The sequence below is a fragment of the Flavobacterium sp. 28YEA47A genome (genome assembly GCF_041262125.1).
Classification (GTDB): Bacteria; Bacteroidota; Bacteroidia; order Flavobacteriales; family Flavobacteriaceae; genus Flavobacterium.
In genome coordinates this window covers 96,880-118,375 of the sequence record NZ_JBGCCI010000004.1, presented here as the reverse complement: position 1 = coordinate 118,375, position 21,496 = coordinate 96,880, and the positions used below count along the sequence as shown (strand labels likewise).

15 protein-coding genes are annotated in these 21,496 nt (G+C 36.8%); 9 read left to right on the top strand and 6 right to left on the bottom strand.

What is annotated here, in order from left to right; all coding sequences use genetic code 11:
- The 3 genes from ABH942_RS06880 to ABH942_RS06870 are packed head-to-tail and all read left to right on the top strand — an operon-like array spanning position 1 to position 4,394.
- On the top strand, positions 1-2,145 hold the full coding sequence (locus tag ABH942_RS06880) for a peptide MFS transporter (RefSeq protein WP_370030465.1): 2,145 nt from the start codon (positions 1-3) through the stop codon (positions 2,143-2,145).
- 28 nt (positions 2,146-2,173) lie between these two features.
- Positions 2,174-3,889, top strand: coding sequence for a peptide MFS transporter (locus ABH942_RS06875; RefSeq protein WP_370030463.1), 1,716 nt, complete (start codon positions 2,174-2,176; stop codon positions 3,887-3,889).
- A gap of 43 nt (positions 3,890-3,932) precedes the next feature.
- Positions 3,933-4,394, top strand: a complete 462-nt coding sequence (locus ABH942_RS06870; RefSeq protein ID WP_370030461.1) for a thioredoxin family protein — start codon at positions 3,933-3,935, stop codon at positions 4,392-4,394.
- Between the two features lies 1 nt (position 4,395).
- Here the strand turns inward: ABH942_RS06870 and ABH942_RS06865 are convergent, their stop codons facing one another.
- The 4 genes from ABH942_RS06865 to surE form a co-directional block, all read right to left on the bottom strand.
- Positions 4,396-6,426, bottom strand: a complete 2,031-nt coding sequence (locus ABH942_RS06865) for a ComEC/Rec2 family competence protein (protein WP_370030459.1) — start codon at positions 6,424-6,426, stop codon at positions 4,396-4,398.
- Positions 6,427-6,462: 36 nt separating this feature from the next.
- Complete coding sequence (locus tag ABH942_RS06860) at positions 6,463-7,149, bottom strand: C40 family peptidase (RefSeq protein ID WP_370030456.1); 687 nt, start codon at positions 7,147-7,149, stop codon at positions 6,463-6,465.
- A gap of 282 nt (positions 7,150-7,431) precedes the next feature.
- Positions 7,432-8,547, bottom strand: coding sequence for a lipid-A-disaccharide synthase (gene lpxB, locus ABH942_RS06855; RefSeq protein ID WP_370030454.1), 1,116 nt, complete (start codon positions 8,545-8,547; stop codon positions 7,432-7,434).
- Between the two features lie 27 nt (positions 8,548-8,574).
- On the bottom strand, positions 8,575-9,357 hold the full coding sequence (gene surE, locus ABH942_RS06850) for a 5'/3'-nucleotidase SurE (RefSeq protein WP_370030452.1): 783 nt from the start codon (positions 9,355-9,357) through the stop codon (positions 8,575-8,577).
- 271 nt (positions 9,358-9,628) lie between these two features.
- Here surE and ABH942_RS06845 point away from each other — a divergent pair, with 271 nt between their 5' ends.
- The 5 genes from ABH942_RS06845 to ABH942_RS06825 all read left to right on the top strand — a co-directional run bounded on the left by ABH942_RS06845 (position 9,629) and on the right by ABH942_RS06825 (position 18,756).
- Positions 9,629-11,869 carry a carboxy terminal-processing peptidase gene (locus ABH942_RS06845; protein WP_370030450.1) on the top strand — a complete coding sequence of 747 codons (2,241 nt, stop codon included), beginning with the start codon at positions 9,629-9,631 and terminating at the stop codon, positions 11,867-11,869.
- Between the two features lie 19 nt (positions 11,870-11,888).
- Entirely contained in the window at positions 11,889-12,995 is a 1,107-nt protein-coding gene (locus ABH942_RS06840) for an ABC transporter permease (protein WP_370030448.1), read from the top strand.
- A 178-nt stretch (positions 12,996-13,173) separates the two neighbouring features.
- Positions 13,174-15,732 carry a gliding motility-associated C-terminal domain-containing protein gene (locus ABH942_RS06835; RefSeq protein WP_370030446.1) on the top strand — a complete coding sequence of 853 codons (2,559 nt, stop codon included), beginning with the start codon at positions 13,174-13,176 and terminating at the stop codon, positions 15,730-15,732.
- Positions 15,733-15,761: 29 nt separating this feature from the next.
- Entirely contained in the window at positions 15,762-16,697 is a 936-nt protein-coding gene (locus tag ABH942_RS06830) for a type IX secretion system membrane protein PorP/SprF (RefSeq protein ID WP_370030444.1), read from the top strand.
- 10 nt (positions 16,698-16,707) lie between these two features.
- A complete protein-coding gene (locus ABH942_RS06825) occupies positions 16,708-18,756 on the top strand; it encodes an OmpA family protein (protein ID WP_370030443.1) in 2,049 nt (682 codons plus the stop codon).
- Between the two features lie 30 nt (positions 18,757-18,786).
- On the opposite strand, the gene ABH942_RS06820 is transcribed toward ABH942_RS06825, so the two are convergent.
- Positions 18,787-19,308: a hypothetical protein gene (locus tag ABH942_RS06820; protein WP_370030441.1), complete on the bottom strand. Its 522-nt coding sequence runs from the start codon at positions 19,306-19,308 to the stop codon at positions 18,787-18,789.
- Between the two features lie 91 nt (positions 19,309-19,399).
- On the opposite strand from ABH942_RS06820, the gene ABH942_RS06815 reads away from it, so the two are divergent.
- Complete coding sequence (locus ABH942_RS06815) at positions 19,400-20,236, top strand: DNA/RNA non-specific endonuclease (RefSeq protein WP_370030439.1); 837 nt, start codon at positions 19,400-19,402, stop codon at positions 20,234-20,236.
- Positions 20,237-20,239: 3 nt separating this feature from the next.
- Here ABH942_RS06815 and rodA read toward each other — a convergent pair whose 3' ends face one another.
- Positions 20,240-21,493 (bottom strand): rod shape-determining protein RodA, encoded by a 1,254-nt coding sequence (gene rodA / locus ABH942_RS06810; RefSeq protein ID WP_370030437.1) that lies wholly within the window; start codon positions 21,491-21,493, stop codon positions 20,240-20,242.
- Positions 21,494-21,496 lie beyond the last annotated feature (3 nt).

Here is a 21,496-nt window from a genome sequence, read left to right as displayed (position 1 = left end):
ATGTCAGAAATCACATCCAATAACGATTTTTTCAAATCAAAAGTTTTAGGCCATCCATCAGGATTATTCGTATTGTTTTTTACTGAAATGTGGGAACGATTCTCTTTCTACGGAATGAGAGTTTTGTTAATTAACTTCTTGACCATGGCAGCTATAGGAACCAATCCGGGCTGGGAATGGTCGTCAGAAAATGCAGGTGCCTTGTTTGGAACGTATGCCGGACTTCTATATCTAACTCCGATTGCCGGAGGAATTATTGCCGATAAATTTACAGGCTACCGCTGGGCGGTTGTCATTGGAGCGCTTATCATGACCTTAGGGCACGCTTCATTGGCACTTGAAACAGAATTTTCAATGTATTTTGGATTGGGATTGCTGGTAATTGGTACTGGTTTTTTTAAACCGAATATGACTTCTATTATTTCTGAAATGTATAAGGATTTGCCGGAGAAAAAAGACGGAGCCTATACCATTTTCTATATGGGAGTAAATGCCGGCGCTTTCTTCGGAATGATGCTTTGCGGTTATCTTGCAGAAAAAATCGGATGGAGCTGGGGCTTCGGACTGGCTGGGATTTTTATGCTTCTTGGATCTTTACAGTTTTGGTTGGCAAAACCATTGTTCGGTTCAATTGGCGATGTTCCAAAAAAGAATAAAGTTGTAGAAGTAATCTCGCCAGACGGACAGATTGATATTACGAAACCAAAAGCTGAGGAAAAACCGGAAGACAAGCGTAATCCTTTTACGATGCTTGATAAGATACTGATTGTTATTACTTCAATTATAGGATTATTGTACCTGATTGATGATCCGGCATCAAAAATTGGAAACATTCATTTATTGCCACAGGAATTTTTAGTATCAAAAGATATTTTGCCGGGATCACTTGTAATTACGATTATCGGTTTGGTGTTGTTTTTATTTTTGGTAATTTCTAGGATTGCACGTTATACGAAAGTAGTGCGTCATAGAATGATTGCCGTAATTATTTTTGCCTTCTTTACCGTATTCTTTTGGTTATCTTTTGAACAGGGAGCGACATCACTTGTGCTTTTTGCTAGAGATTTTACAGACAGGACTTTAATGGGAAATCAAGCTGTTATTTTCAATATTATCAACACGCTGCTTACCATTATACCGCTTGCATTAGTTTCATGGGTATTGTTTCTGTTGTTCAAACAGACCTCTAAAAAAATTGCTACATCGAATATTGTATTGGCATTGAGCTTTTTGGGAGTATGGGGAATTGTAGTCTGGATGTTGAATAATGATTATAATTCAAAAGCCTATGAACTGAAATATCAGGCTATCAAAACGGTACAGATTGACAAAAAAACTAAAAAACAGGCCCTCGATGAAAATGGAGAACTGCTTTTTGATTTCAACGCTGTTACAGAAACTACCGTTTTAAAACCAACGGATGTAGTAGTCGACCAGACGGTTACAATTTCAAGCAAAGATGCATTGAAAGTAAATGATAAGGTAGTATTGCATAACGAGATTGGAAATTTTGTATATCTGACAAAAGACCTGGAAACAAAAATCAGGAATGATTATAAGAGCGCGACAAAAGATTCGAAAATTATAAAAGCAGAAGTAGTTCAGTTAAAAGAAAACCAGGTAGAAGTCACAGTTTCATGGTTTAGTATATTGAATTCCTTCTTTATTATTGCTTTTGCGTCGATGTTCTCTAAATGGTGGGACAGCAAATATAATCCAAGTGCCGCTGTAAAATACGGACTCGGATTAATTATCATGGGCTTAGGATTCGCAATTTTAGCTTACGGAGCAAGAGTTATTCCTTCCGGAGCTGAAGCGGGTGCTGTAAGAGTAAGCATGATTTGGCTTATATTAGCTTATCTGTTCCATACCTGGGGAGAATTATGTCTGTCGCCGGTTGGTCTTTCTTATGTGAGTAAATTGGTGCCTTCAAGAATGATTGCATTTATGTTCGGGATGTGGTATCTTGCGATTGCAATCGGGAATAAATTGGCAGGTTCGCTGGGTGGAATGATTGAAGGTATTACGAAAGAATACGACATGAGTACCTTCTTCCTGATCTTTACGATAGTCCCTATTGTCGCGGGATTCATCGTAGTAGCCTTAAATCCTGTGCTGAAAAAACTAATGCACGGAGTAAGATAAATATAACACTAACTTTAAACTATAATAAATGGAAACAACAGTAAAGCGATCACACCCTAAAGGACTTTGGTTCTTGTTTGGAACAGAAATGTGGGAAAGATTTGGATATTATTTGATGCTTGGGATATTCTCCCTCTATATGCTAGATGGATGGAATAATGGAGGTATGGGATTTGATCCAGCTAAAAAATCTGACATTTATGGAACATATTTAGGTCTGGTGTACTTGACTCCTTTTATTGGAGGATTGCTTGCTGACAGAGTATTAGGATACAGAAAATCAATCATCATGGGTGGATTGATGATGGCAACAGGTTACTTCTTGTTGTCAATCCATAGTACAACTACTTTCTACATCGCCTTATTCTGTATTATTTTAGGAAACGGATTCTTTAAACCAAATATCTCTACGCTTGTAGGTAATTTATACAGCGGTGATGATATGAAAGATAAAAAAGATGCGGGTTACAACATCTTTTATATGGGAATCAACGTAGGTGCATTTATCTGTAATTTCGTTGCAGCTTATATGAGAATCAACTATGGCTGGGGATATGCTTTTGCAGCAGCTGGAGTAGGAATGTTGATTGGTGTGGTTGTATTCTTAATCGGAACAAAACATATCAAACATGTTGACGTAATCAAGCCTGTACAAGAAGGGGATATGTCAACTGGAAAAATCTTAGGCTTAACAGTTCTTCCAATGTTTATCTTTGGTATAATAGGATACATGATACCAGGAAATTTCTTGGGTTCAGATACAAATGATGCCTTCATCATTGGATGTATTCCGGTAATAGGATTCTTTATTTATTTGGCATTCAAAGCTGAAGCTAAAGAAAGTAGAGCAATTAAGGCATTATTGGCAGTATTTACCTGCGTTATTTTGTTCTTTGCAATTTTCCACCAAAATGGAGATGCCTTGACCGTTTGGGCAGAAGACCATACAGACAGAAATATGCCAACAGCAGTTTCTAACGTAGCTGACAAATTAGGAATGGCACAGGTTGTTGTAAACAATGATATCGTTTCTGCAGATCAGGCTACATTTGACAAGACAATAGAAGAAATGCGTGCTAAAGAAGCTGCTATGCCTGCAGTTTCTAAAGAAGAACTAATCGCAAAAGGAAAATATTCAAGCGAAATAGGTCAGTTAGAAAAATCAAGAAAATATTTCGCGACTTTGCCAGGCGATCAGGTTCCGGCAAAAGGAACAGATTTAAAATTATATTCAACAGAGCTATACCAATCTATCAACCCGTTCTGGGTAGTGGTTTTGACGCCATTGGTAGTAGGAGTATTTAGCTGGTTAAGAAGAAAAAAGAAAGAACCGAGCACGCCAACAAAAATCTTTATCGGATTATTAATCACTGCCTTATCAGCTTTGGTTATGGTAGGAGCTGTTTTTGCAACAAACGACCTGACTATGAAAGCAAGTTCTTGGTGGTTAATTGCTTCTTATGGCGTAATCACAATTGGTGAGCTATGTTTATCTCCAATGGGACTTTCTTTAGTATCTAAATTATCACCTCCAAGGATTACTGCCTTGATGATGGGTGGATTCTTCCTGGCGATTTCTGTTGGAAACAAACTTTCAGGAATGCTGTCTTCTCTTTGGGAAGAAATGCCACAGAAAGAAAACTTCTTCTTCCTTAACTTTGGTTTGGTTTTGGCAGCGGCAATCGTATTGTTGTTGATGCTGAAATGGCTGAACAGTGTTATGAAAGAGAATAATGTAGCTTAAAAACGGCACTATTTTTGAATCCAATATTAAAAACTATAAAAAAATGAAAAAATTACTTTTAGCACTATTTTTAGCCGTAGGCTCTATGGCTGCAGTTCATGCCCAAGAAGTCAAATGGATGACATTAGATCAGGCTTTGGCGGCACAAAAGAAAAAACCAAAACCAATTTTTATGGACGTATACACTGATTGGTGTGGTCCATGTAAGATGTTAGATAAAAATACTTTTCAGGCAAAAGAAATAGCAGATTACATCAATGCAAACTATTATGCTGTGAAGTTTAATGCTGAAGGTGATTCTGAAGTAAATTATAAAGGGAAAAAATATACAAACCCAAAATTTGACGCTGAAAGAAAAGGACGTAATGCAGTTCACGATTTCACTATGTTCTTAAGAGTACAAGGATATCCGTCAATGTATATTTTTGACAGCAAAGGAGAAGTAAAAAATCCTATTGTTGGATACCATACTCCAGAGCAGCTAATGCCACTGATTAAGATCTAAATTATTTAGATAAGCTATAAAATCCCTTTTCAACAGTTGAGTGAAAAGGGATTTTTTCTTTTATACAGGTTGTTTTCCACCGCTCAACATCTGTCCGATAATTTGAAGCATCAGCAATAACCATTTTTGGTTTTGCATTCTGAATTGTCCTTTCAAGATTTATTTTTGGAGATTGAGACAAAATGATAATATCCGGCTGCTGGTTTTTAGGAGAAATGCCAAGACTGTCAATAATCAGGATTTTATTCTCTTTGAAATACATTAAATTCCCGATTCTTTCTGCTGCAGCAATACGACCAAAACTTCCTGTCAAATAAGGCTTCATAATAAAATCCATTGTCGGATCAGCTAATTTTTGATTACTGAAAACTGTTATTCTCGTCCCCTTTTTTTGAGCAATAATCGTATTTCTTTTGGCATTAAACACAATCAACTCCTCTTGATTTTTTGAAGTAAATTCATTTCCCAGATAAGCCAATTGGAATAAAATTAAACCAACTAATGCTAAAGAAAGTTTTTGAAAATTGGGCTTTTTGAACCAAAGTATGGTGGCAAACAACAGGAGATAGCAGGACAATAACATCTGCCAATTGAAAGAAATATCTTGGAATACAAAAGTTTCAAAAGAAGCAATCCGGTTGATTGTTTTATTTAAGATATAAAGACTCCATTCAAGGCATTTGATAAGGAACGACGGAACAATGCTAAAAGAAGCCCACAACATCACAAAAACGCCTAGCGCCATGATAATTCCCAATAAAGGCAGAACAAGCAGGTTGGTAATAAAGAACAATCCCGGGAATTGGTGGAAATAATAAAGGCTTAAAGGAAAGGTGCCAATTTGGGCAGCAAAAGAGACGGTAAGTATATCCCAGAAATAGTTTACCGCTATGTTTTTGGGTTTCCATAAGGAACTGAACAACGGTTGTAACCAGACAATAAAAAACAAAGCACAATAACTAAGCTGAAACCCAATATCAAAGATAAAAGAAGGCTCAAAAAGCAATATGATAAATACGGAAACAAGAAGCGTATGGTAAATATTGGTCTTTCTGAGGGCATATTTTCCTATAGCGACAAAACTGAACATAACAACCGAACGTGTAACCGATGGCGAAAAGTTGGCAATAAGTGCAAAAATCCAAAGAAAAGTTAATAGGATAGTCAGTTTTAGAATATTACCTGTTCTGGTTTTTGGTAAAGGACTGAGAAGAAATCCAATAAAAAGCATCAGACATCCCACATGGAGTCCGGATACGGATAAAATGTGTACGGCACCGGCAAACTGGTAATCTTTCAATAACTCTGGTGAAATATCTTGCTGCTGACCTAAAATCAATGCCACAGCCACATTCAATTCTTCGTTTCTAAAACCTGATTTTTTAAGATTTTGGATAATGTTGCTGCGAAAACGCGCGGCATAATACCAGATGCTTTTTTCAGTTTTAGAGCTCATCTGTATTGCTGGAGCGTCAGCATACATTTGTCCATAAACAGATTTATAAGTTAAATACTTTTTATAATCAAATTGATGGGGATTGCCTGGTTCTTTTGGTTCGTAGATAGTGCCAGATATCAAAAGCCGGCTTCCAATTTGAAACTCTTCTTTTAGACTTTCTTTTTTGATATTCAGCAAAATTTTCCCTTTGACAATTACTGAATCGATTGCAGTAACTTTTGCAATATAGCGATGGCTATAGGGATTGCTTTTTAGTTTTTCAAGAAGAATAACTTCTACGGAGTGTTTGCCTCCGTCTATTATATGCGTATAATGAACCCTGGAATTTTTTTCATTATGTAAAGCATGAGTAATAATGCCCACACAGAAAAAGACGAGATAGGTCGCATATCCGAAATAGGTTTTCTGAATAAAATCTTTTTTGGAAAAATAATAAGCTACTCCAAAAAGAAGAACAGCAACTCCACAACTAATCAGGGAGAGTAGTGGATTCGGTTCAAAATAAAATGCGGCGAGTACTCCTAGAACAAACCAAATGGTAATTCTAGCTAAAGGGAATTTCAATATTTTCATAAACCGAAAATACTGAAAATTTAACAAAAAGTGAAATTATTGCTGTTGGATAATCCTGTTGACCTGAGCAAATGTTCTTTTGTAGTAAGGCTCACTAGTGGATGAAACCACAACACCTTTGCTTGTTGAAGAGTGGATGAATTTTATCTCATCTCCAATTTTCTCAACAACAACGCCAACGTGGTTGATAACTCTTCTTCCGTTGGTTCTGAAGAAAATTAAGTCTCCTTTTTTGATATCGTTTGTATCAACTTTTTCACCAATCAAAGCCATGTCATGTGAACTTCTTGGCAATTTGATATCAAAAAGATTAAAGACAGCGGTAACCATTCCTGAGCAATCCATACCGGCAGTAGTAGTTCCACCACCACGATATCTGACACCAAGGAAATTCATGGCATTATTAATTAATTGAAGAGAAATATAGCTTTCAGTTGGAGCGGCAGATGCGATAAGTTCCGGATCTTCCTGCTCTACGATAACATTCTTTTTATTTTTGACAGTCTTAGTGTTTTTAGTAGCGGTAGCTTTTGTTTTATCTGCAACAGCAACAGGAGCCGAAACAGTTTTGTCTGCAACAACAGTAGTTTTCTTTTCTACAGGTTTTTCGTAAACTCCTTTTTTAAGAGCTTCTTTTTTTGTGGTAATAATTTGCGAGTGGCCTGATGTCGATACCAATAAAAATATTGGGAAGAACAGTAAAAAGATTTTTTTTGCAGACATATTTATTTTTTATTTTTCAGCAAAAACAAAAACTTAGGGGCGAATTTGCTTTAGATTTATTAATAAAAATTCCGGAGAATTATTCGTTTTTCAAATGCTATATGTTTAGATAAACAACGGTTTAATAATCTGATTATTATATAACAGATTTCAAATATAATAGAAAATTCGTAAAATCAGCAAAAATCTTATCAAGAAATTGTTGATAAGTAAATTTTTAAAAGAATTTTTGGATTGTAACGAATTGAAATCGAGCGGATTATTTTTGATGTTAAATAACTGTTATTTTTTAGGCTTATCAACAATCAAACCAGCTGTTTTTGCACTCGCACCAATGCCTCCCAGTTTTTTTTCAAGGATTTCATAGTCTTGTAAAAGTCTTTCCCGTTGACTGGTTTCTAAAATTTTGTGTAGTTCTTTCTTGATTCTTTTCGGATTGCATTCGCCTTGTATTAATTCTGTCACGACTTCTTTGTCCATGATAAGATTTACTAACGATATGTATTTTAAGGTAATAATGCGCTTGGCAATCTGATAGGAAATCCAATTTCCTTTATAACAAACTACTTCAGGTACTTTAAATAATGCCGTCTCTAATGTTGCCGTTCCTGATGTTACCAAAGCTGCTGAAGCAATACTCAATAAATCATACGTTCTGTTGGAAATAAAATGAACATTCTCGTTCTTTAAAAATTGCTTGTAAAAGTCATATTCCTGACTTGGAGCACCGGCAATAACAAATTGGTAAGCTGGAAAATCTTTTACTACAGCTAGCATCTCAGAAAGCATTTTGGAAATTTCCTGTTTTCGACTTCCGGGAAGCAAGGCGATAATTGGCTTATCGTCCAGATCAAATTCTTTTCGGAAAGACGTTTCGTCTATATGTGTCCTATTATGGATGGCATCAATTAACGGATGACCTACAAATTCAACCGGAAAACCATGCTTTTTCTCGTAAAAATCTTTTTCGAATGGAAGAATCACATACATAAAATCAACATCGCGTTTGATGGCCTTGATGCGGTTTTCTTTCCATGCCCAAATTTGAGGAGAGATATAATAATGTGTAGGAATGCCTATTTCTTTTGCCCATTTGGCAATTCTCATATTGAATCCCGGATAGTCAATAAAAATGATGGCATCCGGCTTGAATTTCAGAATATCGGCTTTGCACAATTTAATATTATTAAGGATAGTCTTAAGGTTCATGACCACTTCTGCAAATCCCATGAAAGCTAAATCTCGGTAATGTTTTACTAAAGTACCGCCTGCTTCTTGCATTAAGTCGCCGCCCCAAAACCGGATTTCGGCATGAGTGTCCTTCTTAAAAATAGCTTTCATCAAATTGGAGCCGTGCAGGTCGCCCGAAGCTTCTCCGGCAATAATATAGTATTTCATATTGTTAACAATTTAAATGGATACAAATCAACTATTGTCATTGAGTTTCCATGTATTCAGATTCTGTATGGCATGATGGGCTGTCAGGTCAAATTGAACAGGAACCAACGATATATAGCCGTGTTTTAGTGCCCATTCATCAGTATCTTCGCCATTATCCTGGTTGACAAACTTTCCGGTTAGCCAGTAATAGTCACGTCCCATTGGCGATGTCCTTTTGTCAAATTTTTCAGACCACATGGCTTTTGCTTGTCGGCATACTTTGATTCCCTTGATTTCTTTTTCAGATAATTTCGGGAAATTGACATTCAGGATTACGCCTTCCGGAAGACCATTTTCCAAAACTTCCATCGCAATTTTTTTGACGAATTTTTTAACCGGTTCGAAATCGGCATTCCAGTCATAATCCAATAAAGAAAATCCGATTGCAGGAATTCCTTCAATTCCAGCCTCAACTGCGGCACTCATCGTTCCGGAGTAGATTACATTTATGGACGAATTGGAACCGTGGTTAATTCCAGAAACGCAAAGATCCGGTTTTCTTCCCAATACTTCATTAACGGCAAATTTTACGCAATCTACCGGAGTTCCGGAACAAGAATATTCAACCAGAGTGTCATCTCCCTGACTTATCTTATTAAGGAATAAAGTACTGTTGATAGTAATTGCGTGTCCTGTGCCTGATTGTGGACTGTCTGGCGCAACGACAACAACTTCGCCAATTTCTTTCATGACGCTAATTAAAGTTCGTATTCCGGGAGCCGAAATTCCGTCGTCGTTTGTAACTAAAATTAAAGGTTTCTTTTTCATAGGTGATTTATTGTCTCATTTGCTATTGAAAATGAGTAAGATGTGTTTGTTTTTGCTGTGGAATTTTACTGTAAAATAGGCCGCACAGATTACAAAAATAACCTTTTTTAAAGTTTTTCAATGTTACAAAATTGTATAACTTTGAATTTATAAAAATAGCAATGTCAGCAATGATTTAACCTTATTCCTCAATTAAAATCATCTTTAACAAAAAATTATGCGGTTTAAAAAATCGTGGCATAATTTTTTCAGTAATTTAGAACAAAATTTGATGAATGCTATAATGGAGTTTATGAAAAGAAATTATAAGATAGTACTGGTTGTAGTAGCACTTTCTGCAGCCTTATGGAGTTTCGTTCCTAGAGAATTAAAAAATGACCCTGAAAAAGATAAATTACTTCTTGAGCTTTTGACATTTGTTATTGAGCGCGGACATTATGATCCTGCAAAAATTGATGATACTTTTTCAAAAGGAGTATATAAAAGCTATTTGGAGGCGATAGATCCTTCGAAAAGATTTTTCCTTCAGTCTGATATTGATGAATTCTCAAAATATGAGACTAAGATTGATGATCAGATTTTAAACAGAGATTTGACATTCTTTGATTTGACATACAACCGTCTGCTACAAAGAATTGAAGAGAGCAAAAAATATTATAAAGATATTTTAGCAAAACCTTTTGATTATAAAAAGAATGAGACCTTCAATACCGATTATGCGGAGCATTCCTATGCTAAAAATTCAGATGAATTAAGAGAAAGATGGTACAAGCAGATTAAACTTTCGACTTTAGCTTCTCTTACTAATAAACTGGAAATTCAGGAAGGTAAAAATGTTGCCGATAATGATGATCTTTCTGACTTGACAGCTACAGAAAAAGCTAAAAAAGAGGAAGAACAGAAAAAAGAGAAAAAAGAAATCGAGAAAAAACCTTTTGATGTTCTTGAAAAAGAAACCAGAGAAAGCCAGTTGAAATCCTTGAACGAATATTTCGGATTTATTAAGGACTTGGATAGGGATGATTGGTTTTCAGTATACATCAATTCTATTGCTACCCGTTTTGATCCGCATACTTCTTATTTCGCACCAGACGACAAAGAGCGTTTTGATGTGAGCATGAGTGGTAAACTGGAAGGAATTGGTGCACGTCTGCAAAAGAAAAATGACTTTACCGAAATCACAGAACTGATTTCAGGAGGTCCGGCATGGAGAGGAAAACAATTGGAGCCGGGTGATGTTGTTCTAAAAGTAGGACAAGGCGATAAAGAGCCAGTAGATGTGGTTGGAATGAGAATTGACGATGTAGTAAAGAAAATCAAAGGGCCAAAAGGAACAGAAGTAAGACTTACCGTTAAAAAAACAGACGGTACAATCAAGATAATTTCAATCATTCGTGATGAAGTAGAGATTGAAGAAACCTACGCAAAATCAAGTATTGTTGAAAAGAACGGTAAAAAATACGGAATTATTTACCTTCCTAAATTCTATATTGATTTTGAAAATGCTGACAGTCGTGATGCCGGAAAAGACATTGCTTTGGAGGTTGAAAGACTAAAACAAGCCGGAGTACAGGGAATTGTTATGGACGTTCGCGATAATGGTGGAGGTTCTTTGAAAACAGTTGTAGATATTGCAGGATTGTTTATTGAAAAAGGGCCGATTGTTCAGATTAAATCAGCAGGTAAAAAGAAAGAAATCCTGTATGATAAAGATTCAAAAATACAATGGGACGGACCGTTGGTAGTTATGGTTAACAGTTTCTCAGCTTCGGCATCAGAGATATTGGCAGCAGCTATTCAGGATTATAAACGAGGCGTAATTATAGGAAGTACTCAGACCTATGGAAAAGGAACCGTACAAAACGTAATTGACCTGAATCAGTTCCTGAGAAGTAACTCTATGGGCGACCTTGGAGCCTTAAAAACAACAACTCAGAAATTCTATAGAATTAACGGAGGTTCTACTCAGTTGAATGGAGTTTCCAGTGATGTAGCCTTACCAGACAGGTATTCCTATATCAAGATGGGTGAGCGTGATATTGACAATGCAATGCCTTGGGACAAAATTGATGCAGCCGATTATAAAGTTTGGGACAAACAAGGTAATTTTGACCTGGCTGTTGAAAACAGTAAGAGAAGAATGGAGAAAAATGAGCAGTTCAAGCTGATTGAAGAAAATGCGAAGTGGCTTAAACAAAGACAAGATGAGAAAGAATTTAGTTTGAATATTGATAAATTCAAGCAAGAACAGGCTCAGCTTGAAGAAAAAGCAAAAAAATACAAAGCTATTTCTAACTATAAAAACACACTGAAATTTACTTCGTTGCCTTATGAAGATGAGATGGTAAAGAATGATAATCTTTTAAAAGAAAAAAGAGATCGTTGGCATGAAAGTCTTTCAAAAGATGTGTATGTAGAAGAAGCATTGAATGTTTTAGATGATTTGCAGCCAAATGCGACAATAAAAGGAACTGTAAACGTTAAAAAGAAAGATAAGTTGGTGAAGTCATAATTGGCTTAAAGGCATTTTGATGAATAAATCCACACAATCATTAACAGGAATAGCGCTCCAGAAATTCAAAAAGAATTTCTGGGGCGTTTTCAGTTTTGGATTTATAGTACTGCTGATGCTGCTTTCAATCTTTGCTTATGTTTTAGCGCCCGATAATTCTGAAAATGCCAATTGGGGCGATCTGACTATTCGATCAGAAAAGCCGGGTTTTGAAGTGAAAATTCTTTCTATTCCCCTGAAAGAACAGACGGAATCAAGTTTTTGGGATTTCTTTTTGGGACATGAACAGAAATTTTCAAAAGAACCAATTTCAGATTTTAAGATAGAAAAAGACAAAATTGTTTACACCTTATATAATGATGATCCTAAAGTCATCATACAAAAAGAAGCAACCTTAAATGATTTTCCGGGATATAACAATCTGGAAGATGCGGCAAAAGAACACATAAAAAACCAAAAGTTTTATTTAGGAACTGATAAAGCTGGCAGGGATTATTTAAGCCGAATGCTGGTAGGATCAAGAGTTTCCATTGCTATTGGTTTTGTAGCTGTTTTTATCTCTCTTGTTGTAGGACTCTTTTTTGGTGCGTTGGGTGGCTTTTATGGAGGAAAAGTAGACGCATTTGTTATGTGGCTTGTCAATATAATATGGTCAATTCCTACCTTATTGCTGGTTATTGCTATTACTTTAAGTCTTGGAAAAGGATTTTGGCAGGTCTTTGTAGCTGTTGGACTTACCATGTGGGTTGAAGTAGCCAGAGTCGTTCGCGGACAGATTATTTCTGTAAAAGAAATGCAATATGTTACGGCTGCCAGAGCTTTGGGATATACTAACTGGAGAATAATACTTCACCATATCCTTCCTAATATTATGGCACCTGTTATTGTTATTTCTGCGGCAAACTTTGCTTCAGCTATTTTGGTAGAAAGTGGACTCAGTTTTTTAGGCTTGGGAGCACAGCCACCGGTTCCTAGTTGGGGAGGAATGATAAAAGATTACTACGGCGATATTATTCTCGATAAGCCTTATTTGGCTATGGTTCCCGGAACGGCGATAATGTTGCTGACCTTAGCATTTATGATGATGGGTAATGCCTTGCGAGATGCCCTCGATGTTAAGAATTAAAGAAAACTTAACCTGACCGTTCGTCGGTTTTTTCATGTTATTAGGTCTTAGTGAAAAAAAATAGTATATTTTTACTTTAACTAAACTTGATCATATGTACTTAAAAATTACTTGCCTCCCCCGAAAGGCTGGATTTTTTCAGTTACTCCTTTTTATATTTTTACTCTTATCCTCTAATTTGGCCAATGCCCAATGTGCCGGTGAAGATGCATCCATTACAATATGCAATATTCCAGATCCGGCCAATCGAAATATCAATCTTTTTAATCTGCTTGGAGGCACGCCTACGCCCGGTGGGACCTGGACAGACCTTCAGGAATCCCGCGCACTAAATCTCTCAACAGGAGTTCTTAACGTTTGGGGTGTTAACGAAAGCGATACCTATGTTTTTATATACACAGTAAATAACGCGTCCTGTGCAGATAATGTGGCAACGGTTACAGTTACTATTGGCGGTTATGCCGGGATAAGCAACCCAAACGCTTCTGCCTGCGACGATAATAGCAGTGTCAATCTTTTCCAGTTTTTAGGGAACTTTCCAAATCCGCAATTGAATGGTTCCTGGAACGATGATAGTGGTAGTGGTGCTTTGAGAGGTAATTTCCTTGACGCTACAGTTTCCGGATTGGGAACTTTTTCGTTTACATATACCATGCCGGCCATTGGTTCGTGCTCTGCAGTTTCTGCAACTGTTGATGTAACTGTGCATCCGGCTCCGGAGCCTGGAGAACCATCAGATCTGATTTTATGTGATTCAGATGATATGTCTATCTATACAAATGTAAATTTACTGGACTATCTTTTCGGTCAGGACCCAGGTGGAAAATGGTCAGAATCCGGTACCTCTGAATTATCGAGCCCGCAAGATACTTTTATTAACGTACAGAATATCTACAATACTTTTGGCCCGGGAGAATACGGATTTACATACACCGTTCAACCATCCCATCCGGTATGCAATCAAAAATCGGCAACAATCAAAGTAATCATCGAAAAGCAGTTGGATTTCACCGGTTCTACATTGGTAGTAGCGTCAGATATTTGCGAAGATGAGATAGGAAGGGCGACTTTTGTTGCAACGCTCACCCAGGGTTTAGAAAATATACCTAACGGGAGCTACAATTTGCAATACCAGATTACTGGCCCGATTCCTTCCGGGAATACTATAGTAGTTCGGTTTGAAAACGGAGTTACAACTTTTCCAATTCCGGCAATTTCCTTTCCTTTGGTTGGAGCTTATACCGTGCGTATCATAAATATTCACGAAACTACAGGATATAATGCCTGCGAACATATTATTGGTGATATTTCAGATGTCCTGAATGTATATCCTTTGCCAAAGATTAATGCCGGAACCCTGACAATAGATAATGCCTGCCAGGATACTGATGTTGAAGTACGATTGTCGGGAAATACAAACCTAACTGATGGAGATTACAGGATTACGTACAATTTAAGCGGTAGCAATACCGCACCATCCCGTCAAGTCGTTATGACTGTTGTGGGTGGCATAGGTACTTTTATTATTCCGGGGAATCTTCTCCATAATCAAGGCAGCACAACGATTGTCATAACGCATATTATTAACTTGCAGACACTATGTGAGAATTTGGCTTCCTTATCACAATCCTTTACTATATTTCCAAAACCTGACGTGTCCAATGTGAGAGTAACTATTAATGATGTTTGTGAAAACCAGCCTGTAATTGCAAATTTCTCAGGATTTGGAATTCTGACTAGCATACAGATCACTTATTCGCTAACCGGAGCAAATACAGCTTCAGGAATTGTGACTATAGCAGCAGTTAATGGTTTGGCTACATTTACGATACCTGCAAACCAGCTTTTGAATACCGGAACTACAACTTTTACGGTTTCAGAAATTGTCAATAATGAAACTTCTTGCGGAGTATCAAATCTGTCCATAACCGACAGTTTTACAATCCATAAACTTCCTGAGATTCCTATCGTAAACAATATGGAATTTTGCCAAAGCGAAAATGCTACCGTTGCAGACTTATTGCCAAACGGAGCATCCTATATATGGTATGCGACAGAAAGCGGCACTTCGCCTTTAAGTAACGATACGGCACTGGTGTCGGGCAATTATTATGTTGCGGCCGTTTCTCCATTTGGCTGTGTGTCGCAAAAGGGAAGGGTTGCGGTCACGATTACTAATTTGCCGGCACCTACATTAGAAACTGATGGACAGAATTTCTGCGGTTTGGATTCGCCCGCTCCAACACTTGCTGATCTTTCAGCCAATGTGAATGGAACAGGGACTATAGTTTGGTATGATGCCTTGCACAATGGAAATCTATTGCCAAATTCGCAGGTTTTGCAAGACAGCATGACCTATTATGGATTTGATTCTTCAGCTGTTTCCGGCTGTATTTCAGAAAATGCGCTGGTGGTAACGGTTTCTTTGTCTCATTGTGGCGAAGATGAATATGAACTGATGATTCCGGATGGGTTTTCACCCAACGGTGACGGTATCAATGACACGTTTAATATTCCAAATATTGAATTTTTATTTCCGGATTTTACACTCGAAATATACAACCGTTATGGAAACGTGATGTATAAAGGAAACCGCAATACGCCTGATTGGGACGGAAGAAGTAATCAGTCGACTATAATTGATGGGGTAGCTCCAAATGGAGTCTACTTCTATATCGTTAATTTCAATAAAGGCAAAAAACCTGCAAAACAGGGAAGGCTTTATTTGAATCGATAATAGTCCAATCAATATTTAATCGGAACCAGATGAAAAAAATACTACTCCTTATACTTTTTACAGGCTTTTTAAATAAAGCAGTAGCCCAGCAGGACCCTCAATACACTCATTATATGTATAATTTAAGTGTAGTGAATCCGGCCTATGCAACAGCAACGCCAGAGGTGTTGAATTTAGGCGGATTATACAGAACGCAATGGGTAGGTGCTGTTGGAGCTCCCAAAACATTTACCTTTTTTGGACATATGCCGGCAAGTAAAAACGTTGAACTCGGGCTTTCTTTTATTTCAGATGATATTGGTGACGGAGCAAAGAAAGAAAACAACATATTCGGGGATTTTGCCTATGTGCTGCAATTGAATAACAATCACAGACTTTCCTTAGGACTAAAAGCAGGAGTAACCATTTTTGAAACCAACTTTAATGGTTTTGTATTGGAAAGCGGTTCGAATGGGACCGATCCGGCTTTTGCCCAAAATATCAATAGCGTTTTCCCAAATCTTGGAGTGGGCGCGTTTTATTTTACAGATAATTGCTATATCGGATTATCAGCACCCAACCTTCTGAATACAAAACATCTTGAAGAACGACAGGGAATAAATCGTTTTGGGTCTGAAAATGTACATGTTTTTTTTACCGGAGGTTATGTTTTTCAGATCAATCAGGATTTGAAATTAAAACCGTCTTTTATGGCAAAAGCAGTTAAAGGAGCTCCGGGTGTGGTTGATGTTTCTGCAAATGTTTTATTGTATGATAAATTTGAACTAGGTGTTTCCTACAGGCTTGATGATGCTGTCTGTGGATTGCTTAATATAAAAGTCACGCCAGATTTAAGAATCGGATATGCGTATGATTATACCACAACCAATTTAGGGCAATTCAATTCAGGAACTCATGAAGTGTTTTTGTTATTTGACCTGAATTTTATGAAAAAAGGATATGACAAGTCTCCAAGATTTTTTTAAAATGGGAACCATGAAAAAAATAGTGTATACGCTCATTGTCATTCTTAGTCTTCAGAACGGGAATGCGCAGGATTTAAAAAAAGCAAATGCTTATTTTGAACGGACTTTCTATAGCGAAGCTATTCCGTTGTATGAAAACATCATTAAGGACAATCATAGTTTTGAAGTCGTGAGCAATCTGGCAAATGCCTATTATTATACCAACGATCTTAAAAATGCGGAAAGATGGTACCGTTTTCTTTTGAAAAACTATAGTGCAGATTTTGGAGACGACTATTATTTCCGATACATGCATTCGCTAAAAGCAATAGGGAAGCATGAAGAAGCTAATGCTTTATCAAGAAGCAGAATGGAATTTAATGGGAAAACGGAGGATGTCGCAGCATTTGATAAGCAGGTTGCCATTCTGGAAAATATTGCAGCATTGGGTAACCGTTTTGAAATCAGAAATCTGGAAATCAATACCAAAAGCTCAGATTTTGGAGCAGTAAAAAGAGGTGCGGATTTGATTTATGCTTCGCCTAGAAAAAATAGCAAAGTCTATAAATGGAATAATGAAAACTATCTGGATTTATATGTAATTCCAATTGAGAATGTCAAAAAGGGTGATTCGATAGCAAAAGACTTTTCCAATTCGATAAATACCAAAATGCATGAATCAAATGCTGTCTTTACTAAAGATGGTAAGAAAATGTATTTCACCAGGAACAATTTTAATAACGGAAAAAAAGGAAAGGATAAGAAAAAGGTTTCACACCTGCAGATTTTCAGCGCCGATTTTGAAGATGGGGAATGGAAAAATATCAAATCATTACCATTCAACAGCGATGATTATTCCACAGAACATCCGGCTTTAAGTCCGGACGAACAGACACTTTATTTTGCTTCGGATATGCCGGGAAGTATGGGTTCTTTTGATATCTTTTCTGTAGATATTAATGAAGGGAAATTTGGCAAGCCTATAAATCTAGGTTCTAATATAAATACGATACACAAAGAACAATTTCCTTTTATTTCAAAAGACGGGCAGCTTTATTTTTCGTCTGATGGCCTTTTAGGATTTGGATCTTTGGATGTATTTGTTTCGACTAATGATAATGGGCAATTTTCCAAAGCGATAAATATTGGTTTTCCGGTCAATTCAGAATATGATGATTTTGCCTATACCATAGACCCGGAGACAAAAGAAGGTTATTTTTCTTCAAACCGAATAGGAGGAAAAGGAAATGACGATATATACCAAATCAATGAAATTAAACCATTGGTTATTGAAGATTGCAAACAGCTGATATCAGGAGTTATTACCGATGAAATTACAAAATTGCCTTTAGAAGGAGCTTTGGTTGTTCTGCAAAATTCAGAAAAAGCAGAAATCCAAAGAAAAATTACTGCCGCAGATGGTAAGTTTCTTTTTGATGCTGCTTGTGAGTCCGCTTATACGGTTTTGGCATCAAAAGAAAAGTATACCGATAATTCCAGAAGCTTGAAATTGTCTAAAGAAAGAAATAAAAACAATGATGCTTCTATGGCTTTAAAGTCGGTAGCAACAATCAGGCAGGAACAGGAAATTGCCTTGCTGCAAAAGAAAAAAGAAGATGAAATAGCAAAACAGAAAGAAAAGGAATTGGCTGAAGCCGATAAAAAGAAACGCATCGAAAAGCTCCTGGCTGATGAGAAAGACGTAGTAAGAGATAAAGATAGGCTGCTGATCAAAACAGAACCTATTTATTTTGATTATGACTTATGGTATATCCGAAAAGAGTCCAAGCCGATATTAAATAAAGTAATCGCCCTGATGAAAAAATATCCGGATATGGTTGTAGAAATAGGTTCGCATACCGATGTGCGTGGTAACAATAAATACAACCTTGATTTATCCGAAAAGAGGGCTGCTTCTACAAGACTATATTTTATCGAGCAGGGCATACCAAATAGCAGGATTTTTTCACGCGGCTATGGCGAAACAGTGCAGATAGTAAAATGCGTACCTGAAGAATCCTGTACGGAAGAACAGCACGAATTAAATAGACGCAGTGAGTTTGTCATTAAAGGGATATAAAAAAACCGCCAATTGGCGGTTTTTTTATTTTTAGGATCTTACTTTGATGAGGTCAGCTTCTTCATTCTGAACTTTTAGTTCCAGTTCTTTGATTTTTACTTCCTGTTTGCTGATCTTGATTTCTTCTTCCTGGATTTCAATAGAAGTAAGTTTGCCTTTGCCTTTCTTTTTATCCAATTTGTTTTTGTTTTTTTCTAAGGATTTTTTTTCATTGGCAAGTTTTGTCTTTGCTTTTAAAACGTCTTTTTCTGCCGAAAGGATTTTTTTCTGTCTTTTTTCAAACTCATTCTTTTCGCGCTCCATTTCTTTTTTGGCTTTTTCAAGCTTGCGCTGTTCTTTCTCGAATTCTTTGGCTTTCTTTTCAGCTTCTCTTGCTGCTTCTTCAGCTTTTGCCTTTTCTTCAAGTTGAGCTTGTGTTACTATTGGCTCTTGCGTCGTTGCCATTATAGTTGCAGAATCTTTTGATACCGCTGGAGTTTCGTGATTTTCTTGGGCAGATAATGATTGAATTGCCGCACATAAAATTGAAGTTAAAATAATTTTGGCTTTCATAAATAGTTGTATTTTAGTTAACGATTACGTTTGCTGGTAAATATAACAAACACCATTCCTAAAAATAAAAATATAACACAGATTTCGATAAATGACTAAAAAAACCGTTTTATATACAATATTATCAGTGGTTGTTGCGATTGCATACTTTTTGAGAAAAAGCAATTTTAATGCAACAAATGAAAAGCAGCCAACAGAAATTCCAATTCCTCAACCAAAAGAAGATATAACCGTAGCTGAAGATCAGGCAGTAAAAGATGAATACTTGCCCACATCCACTACGAAGCAACTGGTAGTACATCCCAATTTTACATTGTCATATTATGAAAAATATGAACAGGCAGAATGGGTATTCTATGAAGCCAAAGCCTTTAATGCAAGAAAATCCGATTACAAAAGACCCTTTTTTATACAAGACCCTTTGGTAAAAACGGGTTCTGCAGATTGGAAAAACTATAAGAATTCAGGTTATGATAAAGGACATTTATGTCCGGCTGGCGATATGAAATTTTCAAAGCAGGCTTTTGATGATACTTTTTATACCTCTAATATCTCTCCGCAGAAAAAAGATTTTAATGCCGGAGTCTGGAATAGGTTGGAACAGAAGGTACGTTACTGGGCTGATAAATACGACGGGATTTATGTAGTAACCGGAGGTGTACTCTCTGATGGATTAAAAACTATTGGAAATGAAAAAGTAGCCGTGCCAAACTATTTTTATAAAGTCCTGCTGGATGTTGATAACGGGCAATACCGAATGATTGGGTTTTTAGTACCGCATGAAAACAGTTCAAAACCATTATATGAGTTTGTCGTACCTGTTGATGAAATTGAACGTATGACAGGTATTGATTTCTTTCCGGTATTGCCTGATGCTATAGAAGATAAATTAGAGAAAAGCAGCGATTACAAAGCCTGGAGCTTCTAATTCTTACCATTCATTTACCTTATTAGCATCCATCTTAATAAAAATAAATAACAGGATACTGAAGGCAAAAAGGCTGGATCCACCATAGGAAAAGAAAGGTAATGGCACTCCAATTGTTGGGAATAATCGAATCAACATCGTAATATTTACAAAGAAGTGCGCAAACAGAAAAGTAGCCACACAATAGCCATAAACCCGACTGAATTTAGTCTTTTGATTTTCGGCTAAATAAATAATCCGCAAGAAAAGAAATACAAACAGGGTTATTACGGTAACAGCACCTATAAATCCCCATTCTTCTCCAACCGTTGTAAAAATATAATCAGTGTGCTGTTCAGGAACAAAGCCACCTTTGGTTTGAGTACCTTCTAAAAAGCCTTTTCCAAACCATCCGCCTGAACCAATAGCAATCATAGATTGGTTGAGGTTATATCCCTCATTTTTCAAATCTACATTTTGCCCGAATAATACATTAATCCTGTCTTTCTGGTGCGCTTCGAGCACATTGTCGTATACAAAATCTACGGAGTAGGTAAAACCGGCAATCAGCACAAAAATAACTGCCGACGCTAATGGATTACGGTTAATCCTTTTCGAGAGTATAAATTGGATGAATATAACGACCAAAGCGATAAGCAAGACAAAGTGCGGCTCAATAAGCAATGACATAAAAAACAGAAGTACGGCTAGAAACCCTGTCCATAAATACCAAGCAGGCAGTCCTTCGCGGTACAGTACAAAAATCAGGGCAACGAAAATCATTGCTGTTCCTGTATCATGAAGCAAAATAAGCAATAACGGAACACCCATAATTGCAAAAGCCTTTATCTGGTCGTTAAAATTTTTCAGGTTAACCTGAACGTCACTTAAGTATTTTGCTAAAAGCAATGCTGTAGAAGTCTTGACGAATTCTGAAGGCTGTAAAGTAAAACCGCCAATACTATACCAGTTGGTCTGTCCTTTGATGGTTTTTCCAAAAACAAAAAGCCCAAGCAAGGACACTAATCCTATGATATAAAATACAAAAGCGTATTTCTCATAAATCTTGGCATCTACCGTCAGGACGACCAAAACCAAAGGAATGGTTAGGCAGATAAAAAGAATCTGCTTTCCGTAAATCTGACTGATATCAAAAATAGAAGTCTGCTCCAATGGCAACGAAGCAGAGTAAATGTTAAGCCACCCCATGATCACCAAGGTGATAAACAGGAGTATGGTAATCCAGTCGATATTACTTGTTACGCTTTGGTTTTTCATTTA

What these genes read in the sequence shown, in the direction of transcription:
- ABH942_RS06880 (WP_370030465.1), top strand. Translation starts at nt 1, where the DNA reads ATGTCAGAAATCACATCCAATAACGATTTTTTCAAATCAAAAGTTTTA.
- ABH942_RS06875 (WP_370030463.1), top strand. Translation starts at nt 2,174, where the DNA reads ATGGAAACAACAGTAAAGCGATCACACCCTAAAGGACTTTGGTTCTTG.
- ABH942_RS06870 (WP_370030461.1), top strand. Translation starts at nt 3,933, where the DNA reads ATGAAAAAATTACTTTTAGCACTATTTTTAGCCGTAGGCTCTATGGCT.
- ABH942_RS06865 (WP_370030459.1), bottom strand. Translation starts at nt 6,426, where the DNA reads ATGAAAATATTGAAATTCCCTTTAGCTAGAATTACCATTTGGTTTGTT.
- ABH942_RS06860 (WP_370030456.1), bottom strand. Translation starts at nt 7,149, where the DNA reads ATGTCTGCAAAAAAAATCTTTTTACTGTTCTTCCCAATATTTTTATTG.
- lpxB (WP_370030454.1), bottom strand. Translation starts at nt 8,547, where the DNA reads ATGAAATACTATATTATTGCCGGAGAAGCTTCGGGCGACCTGCACGGC.
- surE (WP_370030452.1), bottom strand. Translation starts at nt 9,357, where the DNA reads ATGAAAAAGAAACCTTTAATTTTAGTTACAAACGACGACGGAATTTCG.
- ABH942_RS06845 (WP_370030450.1), top strand. Translation starts at nt 9,629, where the DNA reads ATGAATGCTATAATGGAGTTTATGAAAAGAAATTATAAGATAGTACTG.
- ABH942_RS06840 (WP_370030448.1), top strand. Translation starts at nt 11,889, where the DNA reads ATGAATAAATCCACACAATCATTAACAGGAATAGCGCTCCAGAAATTC.
- ABH942_RS06830 (WP_370030444.1), top strand. Translation starts at nt 15,762, where the DNA reads ATGAAAAAAATACTACTCCTTATACTTTTTACAGGCTTTTTAAATAAA.
- ABH942_RS06825 (WP_370030443.1), top strand. Translation starts at nt 16,708, where the DNA reads ATGAAAAAAATAGTGTATACGCTCATTGTCATTCTTAGTCTTCAGAAC.
- ABH942_RS06820 (WP_370030441.1), bottom strand. Translation starts at nt 19,308, where the DNA reads ATGAAAGCCAAAATTATTTTAACTTCAATTTTATGTGCGGCAATTCAA.
- ABH942_RS06815 (WP_370030439.1), top strand. Translation starts at nt 19,400, where the DNA reads ATGACTAAAAAAACCGTTTTATATACAATATTATCAGTGGTTGTTGCG.
- rodA (WP_370030437.1), bottom strand. Translation starts at nt 21,493, where the DNA reads ATGAAAAACCAAAGCGTAACAAGTAATATCGACTGGATTACCATACTC.